The following is a 16,932-nucleotide window of genomic DNA, read 5'->3' on the forward strand; positions in this document are numbered from 1 at the left end:
CGTGGAGGTTTCTTCGTCATGTCCAAGAACGCCCGGCTGTCCCTGATCATCGTCGCCGTAGTCGCGGTGGTGGTCGCCGGTTTCATCTTCTTCAGCCGCACCGACACCACCGCCGCACCCCAGTCCGCCGACGGCAAGGTGACCGTCGTCGAGTACCTCGACCTCGAATGCCCGTCCTGCCGCGCCGCCTACCCGAGCGTCGAGAGGCTCAAGACCGAGTACGGCGACCGCGTGACGTTCGACGTGCGGCACTTCCCGATCCCCAGCCACCGCAACGCGGAACTGGCCGCCGTGGCCGTGGAGGCAGCAGCCGCCCAGGGCAAGCGCGACGACATGTTCAGGCTGATGTTCGACGCGCAGCAGGAGTGGGGCGGCCAGCAGACGTCGCAGCGCGCCGCGTTCACCGCCTTCGCCCAGCAACTCGGCCTCGACCAGGCCGCGTTCGACAAGGCACTCGACGACCCGGCACTGCGCGACCGCGTCCTTGCCCAGCGAACCGAGGGCAGCAAGGCCGGAGTCACGGGCACGCCGACGTTCTTCGTCAACGGCACCAAGTTCACCGGCGCCCCCACCTACGACGCCCTGAAGGCGGCCATCGAGAAGGTGCGTTCGTGAACCGGATCGTCGCCTGGGTGCTGGCAGTGGGCGGGTTCGTCGGACTCGCCGCGTCGTTCGTGCTGACGATCGAGAAGATCGCGCTGCTCAAGGACCCGTTCTACGTGCCGACGTGCAGCATCAACCCGGTGCTGAGCTGCGGCTCGATCATGAAGACCGCCCAGGCCGAGGTGTTCGGCTTCCCGAACCCGCTGATCGGCGTCGCGGGCTTCGCGGTGGTGACGACCCTCGGCGTGCTGCTGCTCGCCGGGGTGACGCTGCCGTCGTGGGTGTGGATCGGGCTGCAGGTCGGGGTGACGTTCGGCGTGCTCTTCGTGCACTGGCTGATCGTGCAGTCGCTGTACGAGATCGGGGCGTTGTGCCCGTACTGCATGGTGGTGTGGGCGGTGATGATCCCGATCTTCTGGTACACGACCTTGCGGAACATCCGGCCGTCGTTCCAGTTCCACAGCGTGGTGCTGATCCTGTGGTATCTGGTGATCGCGGGTGGGGTGTTGCAGGCGTTCTGGTTCTACTGGTCGTCACTGTTCTGACTAGCCGTGGGCGGGAAGTCCGCCCACGGCGCTCAGGACCGTGCCGTTGACGTAACTGGCCTGCGGGGAGGCCATGAACGCGACGGCCGCGGCGATCTCCTCGGGGTTGGCGAGGCGTTGGAGTGCGACGGCCTGTCCGGCGGACTCGAACGCCTCGCCGAAGCCGGCGGTGCCCTCGGTGCGGGTGGGACCGGCGGCGACGGCGTTGACCCGGACGCCGGCGGGCCCGAACTCGGCCGCCCAGACTCGGGTGAGGGATTCGAGGCCCGCCTTGGTGGCGCCGTAGATTCCGCTGCCCATACCTGGGGTCGTGGCGGCGCCGCTGCTGATGTTGACGATCGCTCCGCGACCACGCTCGGCCATGCCGGGGGCGAGCGCCTGGACGAGGAGGTAGGGGGCGCGGAGGTTGACGGCGACGTGGTCGTCGAAGGTGGCCTGGTCGGTGTCGGCGGTGCGGGCGAAGCGGAAGATGCCCGCGTTGTTGACCAGGATGTCGACGTCCCCTGCGCGTTCGGCGAGGGTGGTCACCTCGGTGGGGTCGGACAGGTCGGCGGGCTCGAAGCGGGCGCCGGCGCCGAGGGCTTCGATCTGGCGCAGGACGAGGGCGGCACGTTCCCCGTCGCGGCCGTGCACGATGACGTCGGCGCCGCGTGCGGCCAGCGCGAGTGCGGTGGCGCGGCCGATGCCCGCGGTGGCTCCGGTGACCAGTGCGGTCTGCCGGGCGAGGTCCTTGCTCATGTTCGCGCTTCTCTCCGTGGTGCGGCGGTGTAGAAGCAGGGTTCAGGCCGTTCGTGCGGAACTGCAAAGAATCTTGCCGCGGTGGCAAGGTTGGGGCATGGATGACGAAACCTCGTCGACGATGGCGGCCGTCGGTCCCCGCCTGAAAGGGCTTCGCACCCGGCGCGGTCTCTCGCTGACCGCCCTCGCGCAGTCCTCCGGCATCTCCCTGAGCACGCTCTCCCGCCTGGAGTCCGGCCACCGTCGCCCCACCCTGGAACTCCTGCTCCCGCTGGCACGGGTGCTGCGCGTGGACATCGGCGAGCTGATCGGAGCACCGCAGACCGGCGACCCCCGGCTGCGTCTCACCCCCGTCACCCGGCACGGCATGACGATGTTGCCCCTCACCCGGCGCGCGGGCAGCCTGCAGGCCTACAAGCTGATCATCTCGCCGAGGGCGCGTTCCTCCGAGCCGGAGCGGTCCAGTCACGAGGGTTACGAGTGGCTCTACGTGCTCGACGGGCGCCTGCGGCTGCTCCTGGGTGACAACGACCTGGTCATGGGGCCCGGTGAGGCGGCGGAGTTCGACACCCGGACGCCCCACTGGTTCGGCAACGCCGATGAGCACCCCGTCGAGGTGCTGAGCCTCCTCGGTCTGCAGGGAGAGCGCGCCCATCTGCGGGTCCGGACCGTGCCGCCTGAACCGCGGCAGAGGTGACTTCCCGTCACAGGGGCTGCGGCGTACCGAGCACCGGCCGCAGCCCGTCGATCCCCGTGAAGTGATGCCCCCGCATCCCCACCAGCTCCGCCGCCCGCACGTTCTCCACCCGGTCGTCCACGAACAGGATGTCCTCGTTTCCCAACGCATCCCGGCACCACTCGAAAGCCGCCCGGTCCGGCTTGGCGTGCCCGATGCGGCACGAGAACGCGCGCACCTCGAACAGGTCCAGCCACGCGTGGGTGCGTTCGAAGTTCTGGGCGTGGTCCTCGGGGATGTTCGACAGCAACGCGATCCGCCGGCCCGCGTTGTGCAGGTCGTGCAGCAGCGCGACCATCTCGTAGTCGACGCGGCTCCAGCTCGCGACGTCCTGCTCCACCAGCGGCGGGTGGCCCACGAGGGCCCAGTACTCGTCGGCCGTCACGTCGCCGCGGTCGTAGGCGGGCCGGTGGGACCAGTAGGCGTCCCAGAAGTCTGGCGACGTGCTCATGGTGTTCATGACGTCGGGTGACTGGTCGCGCGCGATGACGCCGAACATGTCGAACAGCACGATCATGCCGTCACCACCGTGACGCCCGCGGCGGTGAGGCCGTCGTCGCCGTCCGCGTCGGTGACGACGGCGTCCAAAGAGGACACCGGCGCCACGTGGGCGAGGGCGGTGCGGGTCAGTTTCGAGGCATCGACCGCGGCGATCACGCGGCGGGCCGAGGCGATGGCGGCTCGTTTCACCGCGGCGTCCTCCAGGTCGAAGGCGGTCAGGCCGTGCTCGGCGGAGAGACCGCAGCAGCCGATCACGGCCGTGTCGAAGCGCAACGCCTGCACGGAAGCCAGCGTGAGCGGGCCGGTCAGGGCCAGTTCGCCTGGGCGGGGACGGCCGCCGGGGACCAGCAGTGTGAGGGTCGAAGAAGAAGACAGTGCGTTCACGGCGTGCAGGGACAACGGCATGACGGTGAGGCGTCGGTCGTGCAGCAGGCGGGCCACTTCCAGGCACGTGGTGCCGCTGTCCAGGACGACGGACTCGCCGTCCGCGATCAGGGCGGCCACGGTGGCGGCGATGCGGCGCTTGGCGGTCGTGTTCTCGTCCGAGCGCAGTGCGAACGGCGGTTCGGAACCGCGCAGCAGCAGGCTGCGGGCGCCACCTCGGTAGCGTTCGAGGACGCCCTGAGCTGCGAGGACCTCCAGGTCGCGGCGAATGGTCATCTCGGAGGCGCCGGTCAGCGAGGCCAGCTCCGCCACACCGAGGGAGCCGGCGTCGCGGACTGCCTCGGTGATCTGCTTCAGTCGGGACACGGCCTCGATTGAACATCAGTGATGTTCGAAACTCAAGCTTTCAAACATTGACGGTGTTCGGTTAGCGTGCTCCGTGTGAACGCTCTCAAGGCCGCGCGGGTGGCCACCTTCACCTACTTCGGGCTCAACGGGTTCCTGCTCGGGCTGTGGCTCGTGCACATCCCGACGGTCGAGGACCGCACCGGCATCAGCCACGCCGAGCTCGGCCGGTTGTTGCTGCTGCTCGGCCTGGGCGCGTTCATCGGCATGAGGCTGGGCGGCAAGTTCACCGACCGCGTGGGCGTCAAACTGGTCGTGCCCGCCGCAGGTGTGTTCTGCAGCGTCACGGCGTTCCTGCCCGGTGTGGCCTTCAACCAGTGGACGCTCGGCGCGGCGCTGCTCATCTTCGGTCTCGGCAACGGGCTGATCGACGTCAGCATGAACGCGCACGCGGTCGTGGTGGAACGGCACTACAACCGTCCCGTCATGTCCGCGTTCCACGCGACCTGGTCCCTCGGCGGTGTCGCCGCCGCGTTGACCGGCGCACGGACGCTGAGCTGGGAACTCTCCCCCGCCACCACCCTCGGTGCCGCCGCCGTGCTCGGTGTCGTCGTGAGCCTGGTGACCGCGAGGCTGCTGCTCGACGAGAAGGAGGAGCAGCACGCCGCCGTGCAGACCGGCAAGCGCAAGGCACCGCGCCGGATCTGGGTGATGGCGGTGCTCGCCCTGCTGGTGATGCTGAGCGAGGGCGCGGCCAACGACTGGAGCGTGCTGCACCTGCAGGACATCCTCGACGCCCCGCCGCAGATCGCGGCCCTGGCCTACGGCGCGTTCGCCACCACTATGACCGTCGGCCGGCTGCTCGCGGACCGGATCACCGCGAAGGTCGGTTCGGTGATGGTGCTGCGCTGGGGCTCGGTGATCGGCGCCGTGGGCATCGCGACCGCGGCGCTCTCGCCGTGGATCTGGCTCGCGCTGGTGGGCTGGGCGATCGCCGGCATCGGGCTGTCGGGCACGGTGCCGCAGCTGTTCAGCGCGGCCGGGCACGCGGAACCCGGCGCGGCGGGGGCCAACGTCTCGCGCGTGGCCGGGCTCGGCTACCTCGGCGTGCTGGCCGGACCGGCGGTCATCGGCTGGCTGACCCACATCGTGCCGCTCAACATCGCCTTCCTGCTGCCGGTGGCGTTGTGCCTGGTCGCGGCGTTGTCGGCGAACGTTCTCCGCACCGATCCCGCCGAGGAGAAGGTCTCGGCGTAAGAATGCGCCCATGGATCTTGCCGAACTGGATCTCACCACCGCACATCTGGCCGACGCGTGCATCCGGGCGAACATCCCGGTCCGCACCGTCACGCTGACGCCGGTCATCCCCGGCTCGAAGACCTGCGGCCGCGTGCTGCCCGCCCGGCACGCGGGCAGCGTCGACATCTTCCTCGAGGCCATCGAGCGCAGCGAGCCCGGCGACGTGCTCGTCGTCGACAACATCGGCCGCACCGACGAGGCCTGCGTCGGCGACCTGATCGTGCTCGAGGCGCAGCAGGCAGGGCTCGCCGGCGTCGTGATCTGGGGCCTGCACCGCGACACCCAGGACATCCGCGCGATCGGACTGCCGGTGTTCAGCCTCGGCGCGAACCCGACGGGACCGCTCAGCCTGCGCGACCGCGCCCCCGAGGCGCTCTCGACGGCCGAGGTCGACCAGTGGACCGTCACGTCCGACGACGTCGTGTTCGGTGACGACGACGGCGTGCTGTTCGTGCCGGCCTCGGACGCGGAGACGCTCATCGAGAAGGCGCGCGGCATCCGCGACGTCGAACGAGCGCAGGCGGACCGCGTGCGGCAGGGTGAGTCCCTGCGCGAGCAGCTGAGGTTCGGCGAGTACCTGGCGAGCGGACTCACGTTCCGCGAGCACCTGCGCAAGATCGGCGGCGCCGTCGAGGAGTGAGGCCATGATTCTGGCGAGATACCGGGCACGTGCTGACGCGTTCGAGGCGAAGGTCGCGGGCGTGCGCTCGGACCAGTGGACCAACGCGTCGCCGTGCGCGCAGTGGACCGCGCTCGAAGTCGTGGACCACGTCGTCGACATGCACGGCGTGATGCTCGGCCACCCGATCCCACGCACCGAAGATCCGCTCACGGACTTCCGCGAGGCCCGCCGCCAGGTAGAGGAGGCGCTGGAGTCGGACCGCGCGCGGAGCGAGGTCTCCACCCCCGGCGGCCCGATGACGCTCGAGGACCACATCGACCAGGTCGTGAGCGACGACCTGGTGCTGCACGGCTGGGACCTCGCCCGCGCCACCGGCCAGGACGAGACGATCCCGGCGTCCGACGTCGAACGCCTCTGGGCCACCGCGACCGCCGTGCCGCCCGAACTGATGGAACGCTTCCGCACGCCTGGCGCGTTCGGTCCCGGCATCGAGGTCTACGGCGCCGAGATCGCGGTGCCCGACGACGCCCCGCTGCAGGACAGGCTGCTCGGGTATGTGGGCCGGGACCCCATGTCGAAAAGTCTCTGAGCCCTTCGACGGGTCCGTGTAGGGCAGCCGCTGAGAGGAACGAACATGGACTGGACCCTGGAAGTCATCGTCGTACCGGTGTCGGATCTCGACCGGTCGAAGCGGTTCTACGAGGAGCAGCTCGGCTTCAAGGTCGACCACGACACGACGTTCAACGAGGACACGCGCGTCCTCCAGCTCACCCCGCCCGGCTCCGGCTGCTCGATCGTGATGGGCAAGGGCATCGTCAAGGGTGAGCCGGGAACGTTGAAGGGCGTGCAGCTCGTCGTCTCGGACCTGGAGAAGGCCCGCGCGCAGCTCGTCGAGCGCGGCGTCGAGGTGGGCGAGATCGTGCGCATGAACGAGGCAGACGGAGGGTCGTTCATCTTCTTCGACGACCCGGACGGCAACAGCTGGGCCGTGCAGGAGATCAAGGCCCGCGCGACCGGTGGAGAGTGGAAGTGAAGTACATGCTGGTCAGCTACGGCGGCAGCCAGGAGGACTGGGAGGGCCTGGCCGCCTGGTCCGACGAGGACATGCACCGCATGATCGCCTACATGCGCGACCTGGACGCCGAGCTGCGCGCGTCCGGCGAGCTGCTGCAGTCCGAGGGGCTGAGCGGTCCGGCGCGGGCGTTCGTGGTGCGCGGCAGCGACGACGGGCCGGTCGTGGTGGACGGACCGTTCGCCGAGTCCAAGGAGGTCATCGCCGGGTACTGGGTGGTGGACGTCGCCAGCCAGGAACGGCTGCTGGAGATCGCCCGCAAGGCCTCGGCGTGTCCCGGGCCGGGCGGGAAGATCCTGAACCAGCCGATCGAGGTGCACCCGATCATGTCCGCGCCCGACGTGGACCCGGAGACCCTGGCGCCGTACCAGACGTAGCACTGAGCGCACGCGGGGACCTTTCGTACCGACATGCGGTACGAAAGGTCCCCGCGTGCGGGAGCAACAGCTACTTCAGGTCGTACGCGCGGATGATCGTCTGCTGGACGTCACCACCCGCGTCCGCCGCGCGAGCCTTGAACGACACGTTCTTGGCCCCGTGCGGATGGATCAGCGTGACCTGCCAGCCCGCCCGCGTCTTGCGCAGCGACACCGGCTTCCACGTCTTGCCCTCGTCGTAGGACACCTGCACCGCCGGGTCCTTGATGTTCGTGACGGGACCCGTTCCGTTGCGCTCCACCGTGATCGGCACGGTCAGCACGCGTCCGGCGCGGTTGTTCTCGTCCAGCGCCGGCGCGAACCGGACGGCCAGCAGCGGCACCGACTGGTAGAGATCGCCGGCGACGTGCTCGGAGGAGAACGACCAGTCCGCGGTCACCTTCGACGACAACGAGTCGCGGGCGGCCTCGGTGTGGACGGTGTAGCGCTTCTTCTCCGCCGGCGCGTTCGGGATGTAGGCGTACCCGGCCTCGGGCTGGTCGGAGATGACCTTTCCGTCCAGCGTGACCGTGGTGCGGCCGGTGCTCGGCGAGGAGTAGCCGTACATGCCCTGTGCGCTGTGCACGGGCAGGTCCATGCGCAGCAGGTTGCCCACGCGTCCGGCGAAGCGCACGGCTCCCGGCTGGTGCGGTACGCCGGGGCCGTAGACCGCGCTGTTCCAGTGCTCGGTGGTGGGGCGGCCGAGCTGGAACACGCGCGGCGCGACCGAGCTCTGGTAACCGAGGCTGGGGTACTCGCCGAGCTTCGTGAACTCCGCCAGCGAGCCGGACCACTCGATGCCGGGCGTGTAGAACTCCTTGAGCCGCAACGGCAGCGGGCCCGAGGCGCCGTTGTCGCGCTGGCCGACCGAGCCCGGTACGCGGGCGTGCGTGATGGAGTTGACGCGGGCGAGCTCGCGGTCCTTCACGGAGCGCTGGAGGTTCGCCGGCACGCGGGTCTTCTCGCCGATCCGCACGTGGTACTGGTACGGGCTGCCGTCGAACTTGCCGTTGGCGTCCGGCTTGGCCAGCACCGACTCGGCGTAGAACTCGAACTTCGGCCACGTCGTCTTCGACGGGCGGACGCGGACCGTCTCGAAGTCGTTGAGGTACCAGCCTCCGCCGGTCTCACCCCAGTTGGCCTGCATGAGGAACGCGAGGGCTGCGCTGGCCGGCTTGGCGTCCTTCTGGTCGACCGCGATCGCCGGCTTCACGCCGTCCCGTGCGTCGAACACGATCTCGGTGTTGCCGGTGACGTCCAGCGCCGGTTCGGTCAGCGCGGTGGTGATTCCGCCCTTCGTCGGGTCGGGGTCTCGCGTGCTGACCGAACCGTCGAGGAAGAACTTGCCCTTGGGCAGGCGCTGCACGAGCGTGCCGGACGGGTCGAACCGGAAGTACGCCTGCGGCTGGTCGATGCTGACGAACCGGTAGTTGTAGTTCGGCGTCGCCGCGCCGTTGTGGTCGAGGAACGTGAGCTTCACGTCGTAGCTCTCGACCTCCTTCACCACACCGATCGGCACCCGCACGCCGTCGGACGACAGCACCACGGCGCCGTAGACGCCGTCGGCCACCGCCGCACGAGTGTCCGCGGTGATCGTGGCATCGGCCGTGCCGCCCGCCGGGACGGTCAGCTTCGCGGGCGAGACGCTGTACAGGCCGGAGCCCGCGGGCTTCACCTCGGCGATGCTCAGGTCGAGCGTCACGGCGGAGGTGCCGTTGTTGCGGTAGGTCAGCTTCTGCGTGATGGGCTTGTCGTCGTCGTGCGGCCACGCGGCGGTGCCCAGCGAAAAGCTGCCGTGGTCCGTGGTGACGGCCGACGACGCGGCGCGGCCCACGTCCAGACGCCCGGCGCCCTGCTCGTAGATGCTCAGCGACGGGTTGGGCTTGGCGCTGTTCATCAGCGCGGCCTTGATGTCCTCCGCCTTCCACGCCGGGTGCTGCGAGGCGAGGATCGCCGCCGCGCCCGCCACGTGCGGCGTGGCCATCGACGTGCCGGACAGCGCGACGTGTCCTTCGTCGGCGGGCGTGCCGATCTGGCCGTTCTTGGCCTTGGCGGCCACGATGTCGACGCCCGGCGCGGTGATGTCGGGCTTCACGGCGTTGTTGAACCAGCGCGGGCCGCGCGAGGAGAACTCGGCGAGCGTGTCGTCGCGGTTGACCGCGCCGACGGTGAGGGCCGCGTCGGCGGAGCCCGGTGAGCCGATGGGGCCACCGGAGTTGCCCGCGGCGACCACGAACAAGGCGCCGGTCTGCTCGGTGATGCGGTTGAGAGCCAGCGACATCGGGTCGGTGCCCTCGTCGGGCCACGAGCTGCCGAGGCTCATGTTGATGACCTTGGCCTTGGCCGCGGCCCACTCCATGCCGGCGATGATGTCGCTCTCGGCGCCGCCACCGTAGTCGCCGAGCACCTTGCCGTTGATCAGCTTCGAGTCGGGCGCGATGCCCTTGTACTTGCCGTCGCCGGTGACGGTCGACGCGACGTGCGTGCCGTGGCCGACGCGGTCGTCGGTGGTGTCGCTGTCGCTGAAGTTCTTGGACTCGACGACGGCACCCGCGAGGTCCGGGTGCGTCTCGTCGACGCCGGTGTCGAGGATCGCAACGGTGACGTCCTTGCCGGTGAAGCCCTTCTCCCAGGCCTGCGGCGCACCGACCTGCGCGGCACTGCGGTCCAGCGACGCCGTGACCTTGCCGTCGAGCCAGATCTTGCCGGTGCCCGCCGCCCGGACACCGGCCCAGAACGAGCCGTTCTTCTCCACCGTGATCGCGCGAGCGTCGATGCTCGGCAACGACTCGGCGTTCGCCGCGCTGATCCCCTGCCCCTGCACGATCAGCGGAAGCGTCTTGCGTGACGCGTCGTCGTAGCCCGATCTGGCCAGGAGCGAGACGTCGAACAGGCGCTCGTCGAGCTCACCGGAGTTCAGCCGGGCCTGGGCGTCGAGCGGGACCACGTGGAGGTCGCCGCGCGGGTCCTTGAAGCTGCGGAACCCGACGTTCTCCCTGCCCTGCGCCCCTCTGGCGGTGACCTTGCCGTTGCTGACGACGACCTCGTCACCCGTGATGAGCGTGACCTTGGTGGTCAGCCCGTCCGCACGGACCTGGTGCTCCTGTGGCGCCGCCGAAACAGGAACGGCTGCCGTGGCGGCAACCACGACAGCCGTCAACCCTGCGGCGAGATGTGATCGTTTCAAGCGAACTCCCCTGGTTCACGGAGGATTAGCCCTCAGTGACTGAGACACTCCCCAGGGTGGTCGCGTTGTACGCCAGGTCACATCAACGGTTCACAGAACAGCGCGCTCCACGGCCGCCTCGACGTGCAGGCGGGTGGTCGGGAACACCGGAATCGGCACGTCTGCCTGGGAGATCAGCAGTTCGATCTCGGTGCAGCCGAGGATGACGCCCTCCGCCCCTTCGAACCGTGCGATCACGTCTTGATAGGCGCGCCGGGACTCGTCGCGCACGACTCCCAGGCACAGCTCGTCGTAGATGATCCGGTGCACGATCGCGCGGTCCTCGGCCGACGGCAGCAGGACCTTCAGGCCGTGGGACTCCAGGCGTTCGCGGTAGAACGGCTGGTCCATGGTGAACCCGGTGCCGAGCAGGCCGACCGTGGTGAGGCCGGCCTGCCTGATGGCCTGGGCGGTGGTGTCGCCGAGGTGGATCACCGGGATGTCGACGGCGGCCTGGACCTGGTCGAACACCTTGTGCATGGTGTTGGTGCAGATCAGCAGGAAGTCGGCGCCGCCGGCCTGCACGTGTGCGGCGGCCTCGGCGAGCGCCTTGCCCGCGTCGTCCCAGCGGCCCTCGACCTGCATGCGTTCGATCTCGGCGAAGTCGACGGAGTGCAGCACGACTTTCGCCGAGTGCAGCCCGCCGAGCCGTTCCCGTACGAGCACGTTCGCCAGCCGGTAGTACTCCGCGCTGCTCTCCCAGCTCATCCCGCCCAGCATCCCGATCGTCAGCATGGGGCCAGTCAAGCACTCCAGCGCGGGTCGCGGCCGGTGGTGGCCAGCAGCTGCTCGAACGGCGACGCGCCGGCGGGTGCCTCGACGGGTGCGGCGAACACCTTCATCTCGATCGCCATCGGCCCCATCTGGCTGACCAGACCCGCGACCTCGGTGAACACCTCGGGGTCCGGCTCGAAGCTCTGGCCGGTGGCCCGGGCGAGGTCGGAGGCGTGGATGGTGAGGTCGAGCAGCACCAGTCCGCCGACGACGGTGGCGGGCATCTGCATGTTGCCGGCGATGCCCTCGGTGGCGCCGGGCTGTCCCCACGCCTCGACGAGCTTCGCGGACTCGGCCGGGTACTGCGCGCGCCAGTCCGGGTAGGACGGGGTGTGGCTGAAGTCGGCGTCCTGCTTGGCGGCGAGCTTCTGGAACTCGACGACGACGTGCAGCAGGTGGTCGAGCAGGGCGCGGACGTCGTAGTCGGCGCACGGCGTGGGCTTGGCCAGGTCGTCGTCGGTGATGTTCGCGATGACGGGCAACGCGTGGTCGCGGGCTCGGTCGAGCAGAACGCTGAGCTTCATGGTCGTGAGCCTATTTCCGGGCACTTCGCCCTTCTTGAAGAAACGCGCCAACCTAGGATCTGCGCTGTGCAGGGGCCGCGCCGGGACACTCGGGGGATCGTGGACGCGCGCGAGCTGTTCGCCCGCGTGCGGTTCCGCCGCCGCATGCCGTGCCCGGAGCTGCAGCCCTATCTGGAGCACTACTGGCTCATCGACGGTCAGCTGGACGCGCCGTACACCACGCACGTCGTGCCGCATCCGTCCGTGAACGTCGTCTTCGAACGCGGCTTCGCCCAGCCGGAGATCGCCGGAGTGGGGCTGGGGCTGTTCAGCCGCGTGCTCGACGGACGGATCAGGGTGGCGGGCGTGCAGTTCCGGCCGGGCGGGTTCCGTCCGTTCCGGGCGGAACCGGTGTCGGAGTGGACAGGCCGGCACGTGCGCCTCGACGTCCCCTCCGCCCTGGTGCTGGACGTGGAGGACGAGGACGAACGGGTGGCAGCGCTCGACGCGTTCCTGCTGGAGATGGGACCGGTGCCCGACCCGCAGGCGACGCTGGCGATGGAGCTGGTCCAGCGGATCCGGGACGACCGGGAGATCCGGCGGGTCGCGGACTTCGCGCGGGACTGCGGCGTGGCGGTGCGGACGATGCAACGGCTGTTCGCGGACTACGTCGGGGTGAGCCCGAAGTGGGTCATCCTGCGCTACCGCATCCACGAGGCGCTCGAACGCGCCGAGTCGGACGTGGAGTGGGCGCACCTGGCCGCCGACCTCGGGTACAGCGACCAGGCCCACCTCGTGCGGGACTTCACGCAGACCGTGGGCGTCTCCCCCACGGCGTACGCGCGGGCGCTCACGTGAAGTACTGGCACAGCTCGACGAGGATGCCCTCGGGACCGCGGACGTAGCAGGTCCGCAGCATGTCCTCGTACGTCTCGACGTTCCTGACCAGCTCGGCGCCGTGCGGCTTCAGCCGGGCGAGGGTGGCGTCGAGGTCGTCGATGACGAACGCGATGTGCCGCAGGCCGAGGGCGTGGATCGGGGCGTGCGAGCTGCCGTCGATGCTCTGCGGGGCCTGGAACTGGCTGAACTCGATCCGGTACCGGTCGTCGGGGGTCTTCATCATGGCGATGTCGCTGTTGGAGCCGTCGAGCCCGATGACGCCGTCGACGAACTCGCCCTCCATGTGCGCCTTGCCTTCGAGTTCCATGCCGAGCGCCTCGAAGAACGCGACGGCGGCCGCGAGGTCGGTGACGGTCATTCCCACGTGGTGCATGCTCTTGATGCTCATGCCCCTGGGACGGAGCCCACGACCTCTCTTCGACGTTCGAAGTGGTCCAACTTCGCGAGGCGTTTTTGGCTCTCCTGCCTGGACCGCTTTGACGGCAGAGTTCACCGGCATGAGCCTCGCCTTCCTGGTCACGACGCTGATCGCGGTCGCCACACCCGGCACCGGTGTGCTGTACACGTTGTCCGCCGGTCTCGCGCACGGCCGCAGGGCCAGCGTGATCGCCGCGTTCGGCTGCACGCTGGGGATCGTGCCGCACGTCCTGGCGACCGTGACGGGGTTGGCGGCGCTGCTGCACGCGAGCGCGCTGGCGTTCGAGATCGTGAAGTACCTGGGGGTCGCGTACCTCGTCTACCTGGCGTGGGCGACGTTGCGGGACAAGAGCGAACTGGTCGTGGACACCGCGGCGGCACCGGCGTCGGCGCGTGCGGTCGTGGTGTCGGCGGTGCTGATCAACCTGCTCAACCCGAAGCTGACGATCTTCTTCGTGGCGTTCCTGCCGCAGTTCGCGACCGGGTTCGGGCAGATGGTGACGCTGAGCGCGGTGTTCATGGCGCTGACGTTCGTGGTGTTCGCGGGCTACGGGGTGTTCGCGGCCTCGATGCGCGACCGGGTGCTGGCCCGGCCACGCGTGATGGTGTGGCTGCGCCGGTTCTTCGCGGCGTCGTTCGCGGCGCTGGGCCTGAAGCTGGCGTTGAGCTGACCGCAGGGCCTGCTGAACCGGTCCCCGGCTGGACAGTCGGGCAGGCCGGTCGGCGTCGGTAGACTGGGCGTTCGGCACCAGACGAGGGGCGGCGGGCGTGGACTACGGCGACAAGCTCTTCTGGCTGTCGGTCCTGATCCAGCGGAGGTACGCGCAGATCTGCGCCGAGTACGACCTGACTTCCTTGCAGGCCACGCTGCTGTGCGCGGTCAAGGACGAGCCGCGGCAGATGACTTACCTCGCCGCCGCGCTCGGCATGACCAAGAACGCGCTGAGTCAGCTCGTCGATCGCACCGAGCGGCGCCACCTGGTCAGCCGAGCGAGTTCAGAGCAGGACCGGCGGGTCATCATGCTCAGCGTGACGCCCACGGGGAAGGTGCTCGCCGAGGCGGTGTTCGCCGAGACCACCAAGCGCCTGCCCGACATCGCGGAGAACCTCGGCGCCGACGACCAGCGCGACCTCGAACGCCTTGCCACCGCCATCGTGGACGCGTCGGGCGTCTCGGCGTCCACCTCGCCCTGACATACCGTGCAGTCCCCCCTGGGCACCCGCATGCCTTGCATCAGTTCATGCCATGAACTAAGTTCGTTCATGGCATGAACTAGTCAGGGTTCATGCCATTCCTCAGCGAGAGGTGACGACATGGCCACGCGGGAAAACGGTGCGATCGCGGTCTTCGGTGCGACGGGACAGCAGGGCGGGGCGGTCGTCGACGCGCTCCTGGCCCGAGGAGCGCGGGTGCGGGCTCTCGTCCGCACCCCCGAGTCCGATCGAGCGCAGGCGCTGGCCGCCCGGGGCGTCGAGCTGGCGACCGTCCGGATCGACGACCCGGCGTCAACGGTCGCCGCGCTGGAGGCGGTCGACGCGTTCTACTTCATGACCCCGGAGGCGAACAGCCTCGAGGAGGTCGAGGAGGAGGTCCGAGTGGGCACCGCCCTTGTCGATGCGGCTGCCGCGGCGCGCGTGCCCCACGTCGTGTTCAACTCGGTCAGCGGGGCGGATCGCGAAACGGGCGTGCCGCACCACGACTCGAAGCACCGCATCGAGGAATACCTGAAGCTTTCCGGTCTGAGGACCACGATGGTTCGCGCGACCGCCTTCATGGAGAACTTCACGACCGTGATGGCGCCGAGCCTGGAGGACGGAACGATCGTGCTGAGGCTGCCGCTGCCGGACGACGTCGCCCTGAAGATGATCTCGATCAGGGACATCGGCCAGGTCGCCGCCGCGATCCTGCTCGACACCGCGGACGTGCCCGGCGACGCCATCGAGGTCATCGGCGACGAGCCGACGGGCCCTCAGATCGCCGCCGCGTTCGGCGCGCGCGCCGGGCTGCCGTCACGCTACGAGGCCCTGCCACTGAGCGTCCTCGGCAACGACCTCGACAAGGCGATGTTCCGCCAGTTCGCTGAGGCGTCCGAACACCCGTCAGACCTCGCAGCGGTGAAGGCGATCGAGCCGACCACCCGGGACCTGGCCGAGTGGATCCGCTCCACCGGCTGGACCGCGCCCGCAGACCGGATCCGTTCCTGATGCTCCAGCCGCAGGTCGTGATCTTGCCGGCGTGGCGGTCCCGGACATGGCACGGCCACCGCGCCGACCGGTTCCAGGTCGGGCTGCTGGTCGACCAGCCTCAGCCGGCCATGACGATCTACGGCTGGGCGTGCGCCTCATCGCTCGCCTGACAGGCAGCGGCGCGTTCCAGCAGCAACGTCCGCTCGCGTTCGTTGCGGGTGAGCCCGGCGGCCTTCTCGAACTCGGCCTTCGCCTCGGCGTTGCGCCCGAGCTTGACGAGGAAGTCGCCGCGCACGCTGGGCAGCAGGTGGTAGCCCTGCAACGCCTTCTCGCCCGCGATCTCGTCGATCAACGCGAGCCCGGCGGCGGGTCCGTAGGCCATCGACAACGCCACCGCGCGGTTCAGCTCGACGATCGGGGACGGCGAGATCCCTGCGAGCACCTGGTAGAGCGTCGCGATGCGCTGCCAGTCGGTGTCCTCGGGCCTGCGCGCGCGGCCGTGACACGCGGCGAGGGCGGCCTGCACGTAGTAGGGGCCGGGCGGCTGGTTGAGGGCTTCGGCGCGTTCGAGGGCCTTGAGGCCGCGGCCGATGAGCAGCCAGTCCCAGCGACCCCGGTCCTGCTCGAGCAGCAGCACGGGTTCACCGCCGGGCCCGGTCCGCGCCTTGGTGCGGGAGGCCTGGATCTCCATCAGCGCGACCAGGCCGTGGACCTCGGCCTCCTTGGGCGCCAGCTCGGCAAGCACCCGGCCGAGCCGGAGGGCCTCGGCACACAGCTCAGGACGCAGCCAGTCGTCGCCCTGGGTCGCGGAGTAGCCCTCGTTGAAGATCAGGTAGATCACTTCGAGCACGGACGCGAGCCTGGTGGCGAGCTCGGGACCTTCCGGCACCTCGAACGGCACCCCGGCGTCGGCCAGTGCCTTCTTCGCGCGCACGATGCGCTGGGCCACCGTCGCGTCGCTGACCAGGAACGCGCGGGCGATCTCCTCGGTCTTGAGACCGCCCAGCATCTTCAGCGTGAGCGCGACCCGCGCCTCCGTGCCCAGCACCGGGTGGCAGGCGGTGAACATGAGGCTCAGCAGGTCGTCGCCGATCTCGTCCTCGATGCCGTCGCTCGCGTCCGGCGTGGCCTCCTGGACGTCGCGGCCGATCTCCTCGACCTTGCGGTTGAAGTTCTCCCGCCGCCGGATCTGGTCGATCGCCCGCCGCTTCGCCGTGGTCATCAGCCACGCGCCGGGGTTCTTCGGCACACCCTCCTGTGGCCACTGCTCCAGGGCCGCGACCAGCGCGTCCTGGGCCATCTCCTCGGCCAGACCGACGTCGCGCACGTAGCGCGCCAGGGCGGCGATGACCTTCGCCGACTCCATCCGCCAGACCGCGTCGATAGTGCGGTGCACCGAGATAGCCCCCATGGAGGAATCAGACCACAGCCACCTGACGTATTTCCACGACGCACGCCGGGAGGGCGATGCGCCTGATCCGCTCGACCGCCTCCTCGTGGTCGCGGACGTCGATCAGCCAGTACCCGGTGATCCCGCACGCGTCCGGGACGAAGTCGCCCGCGTCGAGCAGGACACCCGCGCGCACCAGCACGTCCCCGTGCAGCGCCGCCAACGGTCTCGGGCTCCTGACGAACACCATGAACCGCACCGGACCTCCTCGATC

General features: G+C 69.6%; 21 protein-coding genes. 12 read left to right on the plus strand and 9 right to left on the minus strand.

What is annotated here, in order from left to right; genetic code table 11:
* Positions 1 to 18 precede the first annotated feature (18 nt).
* Complete coding sequence (locus ACSHWB_RS37755; RefSeq protein ID WP_439658101.1) at positions 19 to 615, plus strand: DsbA family protein; 597 nt, start codon at positions 19 to 21, stop codon at positions 613 to 615.
* A complete protein-coding gene (locus ACSHWB_RS37760; RefSeq protein WP_439658102.1) occupies positions 612 to 1,148 on the plus strand; it encodes a vitamin K epoxide reductase family protein in 537 nt (178 codons plus the stop codon). Before ACSHWB_RS37755 ends, ACSHWB_RS37760 begins: the two co-directional genes overlap by 4 nt.
* Here the strand turns inward: ACSHWB_RS37760 and ACSHWB_RS37765 are convergent, their stop codons facing one another.
* Entirely contained in the window at positions 1,149 to 1,886 is a 738-nt protein-coding gene (locus ACSHWB_RS37765; RefSeq protein WP_439658103.1) for an SDR family NAD(P)-dependent oxidoreductase, read from the minus strand.
* Positions 1,887 to 1,983: 97 nt separating this feature from the next.
* Here ACSHWB_RS37765 and ACSHWB_RS37770 point away from each other — a divergent pair, with 97 nt between their 5' ends.
* Positions 1,984 to 2,583 carry a helix-turn-helix domain-containing protein gene (locus ACSHWB_RS37770; protein WP_439658104.1) on the plus strand — a complete coding sequence of 200 codons (600 nt, stop codon included), beginning with the start codon at positions 1,984 to 1,986 and terminating at the stop codon, positions 2,581 to 2,583.
* Positions 2,584 to 2,590: 7 nt separating this feature from the next.
* Here ACSHWB_RS37770 and ACSHWB_RS37775 read toward each other — a convergent pair whose 3' ends face one another.
* Together ACSHWB_RS37775 and ACSHWB_RS37780 are read right to left on the minus strand one after the other, a co-directional pair.
* Positions 2,591 to 3,139 carry an HAD family hydrolase gene (locus tag ACSHWB_RS37775; RefSeq protein WP_439658105.1) on the minus strand — a complete coding sequence of 183 codons (549 nt, stop codon included), beginning with the start codon at positions 3,137 to 3,139 and terminating at the stop codon, positions 2,591 to 2,593.
* Positions 3,136 to 3,873 (minus strand): DeoR/GlpR family DNA-binding transcription regulator, encoded by a 738-nt coding sequence (locus ACSHWB_RS37780; protein ID WP_439658106.1) that lies wholly within the window; start codon positions 3,871 to 3,873, stop codon positions 3,136 to 3,138. Before ACSHWB_RS37780 ends, ACSHWB_RS37775 begins: the two co-directional genes overlap by 4 nt.
* 75 nt (positions 3,874 to 3,948) lie before the next feature.
* On the opposite strand from ACSHWB_RS37780, the gene ACSHWB_RS37785 reads away from it, so the two are divergent.
* Genes ACSHWB_RS37785 through ACSHWB_RS37805 form a run of 5 tightly spaced genes read left to right on the plus strand, consistent with a single transcriptional unit; the run spans position 3,949 to position 7,222 of the window.
* The gene (locus ACSHWB_RS37785; protein ID WP_439658107.1) at positions 3,949 to 5,109 is read left to right on the plus strand and encodes an MFS transporter; all 1,161 of its coding nucleotides are present in this window, start codon (positions 3,949 to 3,951) and stop codon (positions 5,107 to 5,109) included.
* A gap of 10 nt (positions 5,110 to 5,119) precedes the next feature.
* Positions 5,120 to 5,791, plus strand: coding sequence for an RraA family protein (locus ACSHWB_RS37790; RefSeq protein WP_439658108.1), 672 nt, complete (start codon positions 5,120 to 5,122; stop codon positions 5,789 to 5,791).
* A 4-nt stretch (positions 5,792 to 5,795) separates the two neighbouring features.
* Positions 5,796 to 6,362, plus strand: a complete 567-nt coding sequence (locus ACSHWB_RS37795; RefSeq protein WP_439658109.1) for a TIGR03086 family metal-binding protein — start codon at positions 5,796 to 5,798, stop codon at positions 6,360 to 6,362.
* A gap of 45 nt (positions 6,363 to 6,407) precedes the next feature.
* Positions 6,408 to 6,806, plus strand: a complete 399-nt coding sequence (locus ACSHWB_RS37800; RefSeq protein WP_439658110.1) for a VOC family protein — start codon at positions 6,408 to 6,410, stop codon at positions 6,804 to 6,806.
* Positions 6,807 to 6,811: 5 nt separating this feature from the next.
* Entirely contained in the window at positions 6,812 to 7,222 is a 411-nt protein-coding gene (locus ACSHWB_RS37805) for a YciI family protein (RefSeq protein WP_439664741.1), read from the plus strand.
* 70 nt (positions 7,223 to 7,292) lie between these two features.
* Here the strand turns inward: ACSHWB_RS37805 and ACSHWB_RS37810 are convergent, their stop codons facing one another.
* The 3 genes from ACSHWB_RS37810 to ACSHWB_RS37820 form a co-directional block, all read right to left on the minus strand.
* Positions 7,293 to 10,448 (minus strand): S8 family serine peptidase, encoded by a 3,156-nt coding sequence (locus ACSHWB_RS37810; protein ID WP_439658111.1) that lies wholly within the window; start codon positions 10,446 to 10,448, stop codon positions 7,293 to 7,295.
* 90 nt (positions 10,449 to 10,538) lie between these two features.
* Positions 10,539 to 11,222, minus strand: coding sequence for an aspartate/glutamate racemase family protein (locus ACSHWB_RS37815; RefSeq protein WP_439658112.1), 684 nt, complete (start codon positions 11,220 to 11,222; stop codon positions 10,539 to 10,541).
* 8 nt (positions 11,223 to 11,230) lie between these two features.
* Positions 11,231 to 11,785 carry a TIGR03086 family metal-binding protein gene (locus ACSHWB_RS37820; RefSeq protein WP_439658113.1) on the minus strand — a complete coding sequence of 185 codons (555 nt, stop codon included), beginning with the start codon at positions 11,783 to 11,785 and terminating at the stop codon, positions 11,231 to 11,233.
* A gap of 66 nt (positions 11,786 to 11,851) precedes the next feature.
* Here ACSHWB_RS37820 and ACSHWB_RS37825 point away from each other — a divergent pair, with 66 nt between their 5' ends.
* The gene (locus tag ACSHWB_RS37825) at positions 11,852 to 12,622 is read left to right on the plus strand and encodes an AraC family transcriptional regulator (RefSeq protein ID WP_439658114.1); all 771 of its coding nucleotides are present in this window, start codon (positions 11,852 to 11,854) and stop codon (positions 12,620 to 12,622) included.
* On the opposite strand, the gene ACSHWB_RS37830 is transcribed toward ACSHWB_RS37825, so the two are convergent.
* Complete coding sequence (locus ACSHWB_RS37830; protein ID WP_439658115.1) at positions 12,615 to 13,037, minus strand: VOC family protein; 423 nt, start codon at positions 13,035 to 13,037, stop codon at positions 12,615 to 12,617. The two genes, ACSHWB_RS37825 and ACSHWB_RS37830, sit on opposite strands and share 8 nt — an antisense overlap.
* Positions 13,038 to 13,161: 124 nt before the next feature.
* Between ACSHWB_RS37830 and ACSHWB_RS37835 the strand changes: the two genes are divergently transcribed.
* The 3 genes from ACSHWB_RS37835 (at position 13,162) to ACSHWB_RS37845 (ending at position 15,286) form a co-directional block, all read left to right on the plus strand.
* Positions 13,162 to 13,752, plus strand: coding sequence for a LysE family translocator (locus ACSHWB_RS37835; RefSeq protein ID WP_439658116.1), 591 nt, complete (start codon positions 13,162 to 13,164; stop codon positions 13,750 to 13,752).
* 97 nt (positions 13,753 to 13,849) lie between these two features.
* Positions 13,850 to 14,275 carry a MarR family winged helix-turn-helix transcriptional regulator gene (locus tag ACSHWB_RS37840; RefSeq protein ID WP_439658117.1) on the plus strand — a complete coding sequence of 142 codons (426 nt, stop codon included), beginning with the start codon at positions 13,850 to 13,852 and terminating at the stop codon, positions 14,273 to 14,275.
* Positions 14,276 to 14,395: 120 nt separating this feature from the next.
* Positions 14,396 to 15,286 (plus strand): NmrA/HSCARG family protein, encoded by an 891-nt coding sequence (locus ACSHWB_RS37845; protein ID WP_439658118.1) that lies wholly within the window; start codon positions 14,396 to 14,398, stop codon positions 15,284 to 15,286.
* A 118-nt stretch (positions 15,287 to 15,404) separates the two neighbouring features.
* On the opposite strand, the gene ACSHWB_RS37850 is transcribed toward ACSHWB_RS37845, so the two are convergent.
* Both ACSHWB_RS37850 and ACSHWB_RS37855 read right to left on the minus strand, forming a co-directional pair.
* The gene (locus ACSHWB_RS37850) at positions 15,405 to 16,679 is read right to left on the minus strand and encodes an RNA polymerase sigma factor (RefSeq protein WP_439658119.1); all 1,275 of its coding nucleotides are present in this window, start codon (positions 16,677 to 16,679) and stop codon (positions 15,405 to 15,407) included.
* 7 nt (positions 16,680 to 16,686) lie between these two features.
* On the minus strand, positions 16,687 to 16,917 hold the full coding sequence (locus ACSHWB_RS37855; protein ID WP_439658120.1) for a hypothetical protein: 231 nt from the start codon (positions 16,915 to 16,917) through the stop codon (positions 16,687 to 16,689).
* Positions 16,918 to 16,932: the final 15 nt, after the last annotated feature.

The sequence above is a fragment of the Lentzea sp. HUAS TT2 genome (assembly GCF_051853195.1).
In the GTDB taxonomy this organism is placed as follows: Bacteria; Actinomycetota; Actinomycetes; order Mycobacteriales; family Pseudonocardiaceae; genus Lentzea.